At 58.3% G+C, this 5,228-nt stretch carries 4 protein-coding genes; all 4 read right to left on the bottom strand.

Annotation, left to right across the window (positions count from 1 at the left end):
- Positions 1-120: 120 nt before the first annotated feature.
- The 4 genes from NKI41_RS32690 to NKI41_RS32675 all read right to left on the bottom strand — a co-directional run bounded on the left by NKI41_RS32690 (position 121) and on the right by NKI41_RS32675 (position 4,629).
- Positions 121-1,047, bottom strand: a complete 927-nt coding sequence (locus tag NKI41_RS32690; protein ID WP_352687116.1) for a LysR family transcriptional regulator — start codon at positions 1,045-1,047, stop codon at positions 121-123.
- Between the two features lie 125 nt (positions 1,048-1,172).
- Positions 1,173-2,075, bottom strand: coding sequence for an HpcH/HpaI aldolase/citrate lyase family protein (locus NKI41_RS32685; protein WP_352687113.1), 903 nt, complete (start codon positions 2,073-2,075; stop codon positions 1,173-1,175).
- Between the two features lie 133 nt (positions 2,076-2,208).
- A complete protein-coding gene (locus NKI41_RS32680) occupies positions 2,209-3,360 on the bottom strand; it encodes a CaiB/BaiF CoA transferase family protein (protein WP_352687110.1) in 1,152 nt (383 codons plus the stop codon).
- 15 nt (positions 3,361-3,375) lie between these two features.
- Positions 3,376-4,629, bottom strand: a complete 1,254-nt coding sequence (locus NKI41_RS32675) for a methylaspartate ammonia-lyase (protein ID WP_352687107.1) — start codon at positions 4,627-4,629, stop codon at positions 3,376-3,378.
- Positions 4,630-5,228 lie beyond the last annotated feature (599 nt).

Below are 5,228 nucleotides of genomic sequence, written 5' to 3'. Positions count from 1 at the left end.
ATCGCGATAGTCGCATGCGGTCAAATATCGAATGTCGCCCAAAACCATCTCGAATCCAGATTGATATCGCACACGCAGCCGCGACAAGCGATCGCACTGGAAGAACTTGGCTTGGGATTTCTAAACCCGGTCCGGAACCGTGGCTGACCAGTGCTTGCCTTCGATCAAAGTCTTTACGACCTTGGGGATCAGCTTGCGGACCGCAGACACGGCTGGAGAGCGCTCATCCTTCGGGTTGACGGCAAGCACAACGGAACGGGTAATCACCGGGTCAATGATCTTGACCGTCCGGACCTGGCCTTGAGACGCCTCTTTCTGAATGGCCGACGGGGTAAGGATGGAATACGCCTTTCCTTCCATGACCATATTTATGATCGTAGAAAGGGAGTCGACTTCGAATCTGACGTCCAGAACACAACCGTGTTGAGCAACGACATCAGCCACCGAACGCCTGACATTGTTGTTGCGCATGGGAACCGCCAGCGGAAATGCGTGCAGGTCAGCGAGCGCTATTGAATCTTCGAAAGGCGGTTGGCCCGGCGGCACCACCAGGCAAAACTCTTCGCGGGCCAGCACCGCCATTTGCCCGACGCTCTCGGCAGTGCGGTAGAGGACGGCCAGATTGAAGCGGCCAGCAGCCATCCACTCCTCCAGCGGTCCCGTCATGCCTTCGATCATTTTAAGTGAGATCCTCGGCAATTCGCTCCTTACAGATTCAAGCAGGGGACCGCTAAGAACGCGAGCGGCGCCGGACGGAATGCCAATGGTCACCTCTCCGGAAGGAGCAGCCACCGAGTTGGTCAGTTCGGCCTCAGTGAGCTGAATTTCCTTCAGGATAACCCGCGCGCGCTCAAGCAGCTTGTCTCCGGACGCCGTGACGCTGACACCGGTCCGGTCGCGAACCAGCAGCTGGGTGCCGAACCCTTCCTCCAGTTGACGCACATGCAGGCTTAGAGCGCTTTGAGCAACGTTGAGGGTCGCAGCTGCCTTCGTGAAACTGCCGGCTTCGACGACGCCGACAAAATATCTTAACTGCCTGATGTCCACGATGAACAAATCCAACCGGGGCATGTTCCCCAGTGCTATTTATCTATCTCGAAACGAGATGGTAGGCAAGCCACAAAACTGTCGCACTAGTTTCAAAACCGCCTGTCCGGCCGCTGATCATAGGCTCAGTTGTTGCTGGAGAGAGCCAGGATGTCGTGGGCGCGCCGCACCACTGGCGGATCGATCATCTTGCCATTCAACGAGAATGCAGAGAGGCCACGCGTGGTGGCATCATTTTCTGCCGCGACGACCTTATGGGCCCACTCGAGTTCCTGGGCGCTTGGCGAGAAAGCCTCATTGAATATGGCCACCTGTGTCGGATGGATCGCCAAGGCTCCAGCAAAGCCTAGCCGCCGCGCATGCACCGCGGCTTCACGAAGTTTATGCGTGTCCGAGAAATCTCCGATGCTTCCTATGAAGCCAAGCGGGAGCAAGCCGGCCGCACGGGCGGCAAACAGAACAGAAAGGTTCGGCGTCAACAGAAGGTCGAATTCCGGGGTGCCGCCAACAGCGGCACTGAAGTCTTCAGGACCAAGCGCCATTGCGATCATCCTGGGATGCGCTGACGCAATGGCCGCAAGCCTTTGCAGTGCGCCCGGAGTCTCGATCTGAGCAAGGAACCGGATGCGTCCCGGCGCAAGATTTCTTTCCCGTTCAAGTTCTGAAACCGCATTCGCGATCCCTAATACCCACTCTGCCGAATCCGTCTTCGGAAGAACAAGCGCGTCAACACCCGCTATCACGGCTGCATCGAGATCGGCCGCCAAAGCGCGTAAACCATGATTGACGCGGACCAAAACAGATGCGCCTTTCCGGCCCACCTTTGCCACGCATTCAGGAAGCTGCCGCCGCGCCTCTCCCTTCTGATCCTGGGGAACGGAATCCTCGAGGTCGAGTATGACGCCATCCGCACCCCGCTCATGGGCCGTCTCCACAAATCGCGGTATGTGAGTGGGTACGAAGAGCAGGGATCTCCAGCGAGGTATAGACATCGCGCTTTCAACGGCCGGAAAGGTGTCCTTGATCATGGGGTAGCCTCTGCAATCAATCTTAGCGAGCGTGACGGCAGTAGGCTTGCTGGATGGCCGATGCGCTGAGATGATCCGAGGCGCACAAGCTCTTCGTAAACCGCCAGCGCACTGACCTCACTCAGACGTGCGCTCACGCTGACGCGGCTCTTTCGCGCAAAAGCCCAAGAACCTCCTCGCGGACAGCCTCGGTATGAGCACCAAGAGCCGGAACTGGCCGTAACGAGGGGCGCTCAGCGTTGAAGATCGCCGCCGGCGCTATCGTGTCTACAGTTCCTTCAGGTGTGGCAACCTCAACCCTGCGAATGTGTGGATGTTTTGAAACATCCACCACTTCGTTCAGTCGGCCATATGCCAAGCCGGCCGCCTCGAGCTCCTGCATTGCTTCGTGGCAGGACAGTTCAGAAAACCGCCGTTCAATGATCTCATCAAGTTGCGCACTGTGACCGAGGCGCTCCATATTGTCAGCAAAACCAGGTGCGCGTGTGAGCGCTGGCTGCTTCAGGAATTTCTCGCAGAAATTTACCCACTCGCGGTCATTCTGAACCGAAAAGATGACCTCTTTGCCATCGGCACAACGATAGGCGCCATATGGCGCCAGCGACGGGTGTTTCACGCCGGCGCGTACCGTGCGATACCCGCTGTAGTCGTTTTGCAGAACCGGCACGTTCATCCAGTCGGCGACGGCATCGAACAGTGACACCTGGATGCTGGTCCCTTCGCCGGTGACCTCGCGGTGATACAGCGCCTGAAGAATGGCGCTATGCGCTGTCATGCCCGCTGAGATGTCGCAAACTGAGACCCCTACACGCGCGGGCCCTTGTTGGTTGCCGGTGATCGCGCATAGACCTGTTTCGGCCTGGACGATGAGATCATAAGCCTTCAAATGGGAATACGGCCCTCCCTCTCCGAAACCGGAGATATCGCAGGTGATCAGCCTCGGAAAGCGCCGACGGAGATCCGCAGACCCGAAACCCAGTTTTTCGATGCTGCCCGGCTTTAGGTTTTGGATGAAGACGTCAGCAACGGCGATAAGCGATTCCAGGACGGCACGGTCCGCCTCTGACCTCAGGTCGAGGCAAACCGATTCCTTACCCCGGTTGAGCCAGACGAAGTAGGCGCTCTGTCCCCGCACCAGCTTGTCGTAGTTTCGGGCAAAGTCCCCTTCGGGCCTTTCGACCTTGATGACCCGGGCGCCTGCGTCCGCAAGGCGAGACGACGCATAAGGCGCGGCCACGGCCTGCTCCACGGCTACGACGATGATCCCCTCAAGAGAGTTCTGCATGCGACACCGTGCTTTTCATCCAACGTTTTGGCTTTGAATCCGCCGACGGTTCAACATGGCCAGCAAGCGGTTTTGTTCGTTGCCAACGATGGAAAATCCCTCGTCGACGCCCATTCCGGGCTTCGCGAGCATCATGTCGGCCTGGGTCGCTACCGAAACGTGAACTGAAACCCGGGCGGAGAGATCTGTCTCGGTACAGCTTCCTCCGACATACGCTCCTACCCCGCTCGCCTTGCAGACGAGAACTGCGCGTGCCGTATCGGCGATCGACCCAACGTCTGGCGTCTTGATTTGGACCAGATGCGCGGCCTTCGCTTCGGCGAAGAGCCGAATATCCTCGAGCGTATTGCACCTCTCGTCCACGACAATGCGAGCGCTGGAACCCCGGTTGTCCAAAATCGATACGATCTGGGCGTAGTTCTCAATTTGAGCTTGCGTCGAACCAAAATCCGCCGGGGACTCGATGTTAAGCACGAAACCCGGAACGGTATCGGCAACCCTGCAAATAAAGTCGGCGATGCGTTGCGGCTCCAGGCCGATTTCCTGGCCGATCCAGCCATACACATCGAAATGCAGCACCGGATGATACCCGGGCCGGCCGATTTCGAGCGTTCGGGTCGCAACCCACTTCACGAACTCCATAAACGTCTGGCCGCCGACGCCGAATTTCTTCCGCGAATTGATCAGTCCGTGGGGAAGCACATCCACCGCCTTCAGGATCATTTTGTCCACGTTGATTTCGCGAGCATCGCCGCTCTGGCAGTATATCGGGACCCTACGCGTTGGCAGCGGTAGGTTAAATTCACTGCATACGATCTCCGCCATCGCCGTACGGTGAAGGTGGGCCGCTGCGCGTAGAAGCGCCTGGCTGACCCCATACTCAATCGCGAGAGGTAACCGCTTGTGTTCGAAGGGCTCGAATACCTTGGCGCAGGCATCAAGGTAGCGAGACGCATCGACATCACGAAGCCGGGGCATCACAACCCGCGACGTCAAATCCGAGATCTGAGCAGTTTCAAACAAAGCATCGCGTCCACCGGCACCAGAGTACTGGACGCTCATCATATCGCCCCAAACGACGGTGTCGTCGACAAGGACAAGCCCGACACTCAGCGAAGATGCCGGAACCCGAATGGATTGGAAGTCGGGCGTGACGGGTTCGCCCACATAGACAAAACCGTCCTGCGAGGCACCGGCTCTTATGGCTGCCTGATCGTCGTAGAAAAACGCGCCGTTTCCTGGCGCGAGGAGCACGTCTTTGATCTGCACGTCAGTTCGCTCGACTTCTGCCGGATGGCGTTTGACGGGGGCGGATGCAGTTCGATCCGCTACCCGCCGAGTATGTGCCACCTGGCATTGGGTCCGCCAATATAATGTTCCGGACAGTGCCATCGCGTTTTTAGATGGCTGGCACCTTAGCATTAGGACGGCCGTCACTCTTTTGTTCTTTGCAATGGTTGCTGCGCTTGATATTTTCTCCGGTCCTTATCCTGGATCCTGGCGATCCTTTCATCATAGTCCAGCCGAACCGTCGGGCCGCCAGAAGCAGATCCCGGCGGCCTCACGCAAATCTGAGGATTCGCCCATCTCACGATGGGTTTGCTTGAACCCGCAACTAGCCCTCGCGTAGTCTTGACCCAGAGTGTGGGGGAACCGCAGGGTGACAGACGGTCATCGGGTATTATGCGCAGCGCGCTGGCGAATAGCGCCCGCGCATCGCGGCCGACCCGCGCCGTGCTTGACACCCGCTCGCACAACCCCGGCCACCGCCTCGCATGCCGTTATCTCGTCGCCAGAAGACACCAATCTGCAAACTGAATTGGACGCCCGCGGCCACGGGCTGCTTAATGACGATCGAGGACATGGCA

This window comes from Mesorhizobium sp. M0601 (assembly GCF_040320845.1).
Lineage (GTDB): Bacteria > Pseudomonadota > Alphaproteobacteria > Rhizobiales > Rhizobiaceae > Mesorhizobium.
The sequence above is the reverse complement of the archived record's forward strand: the minus strand, read 5'-3'. Positions and strand labels throughout refer to the sequence as shown.

Coding starts and splice junctions, on each gene's coding strand:
- NKI41_RS32685 (WP_352687113.1), bottom strand. CDS start 2,075: ATGATCAAGGACACCTTTCCGGCCGTTGAAAGCGCGATGTCTATACCT.
- NKI41_RS32680 (WP_352687110.1), bottom strand. CDS start 3,360: ATGCAGAACTCTCTTGAGGGGATCATCGTCGTAGCCGTGGAGCAGGCC.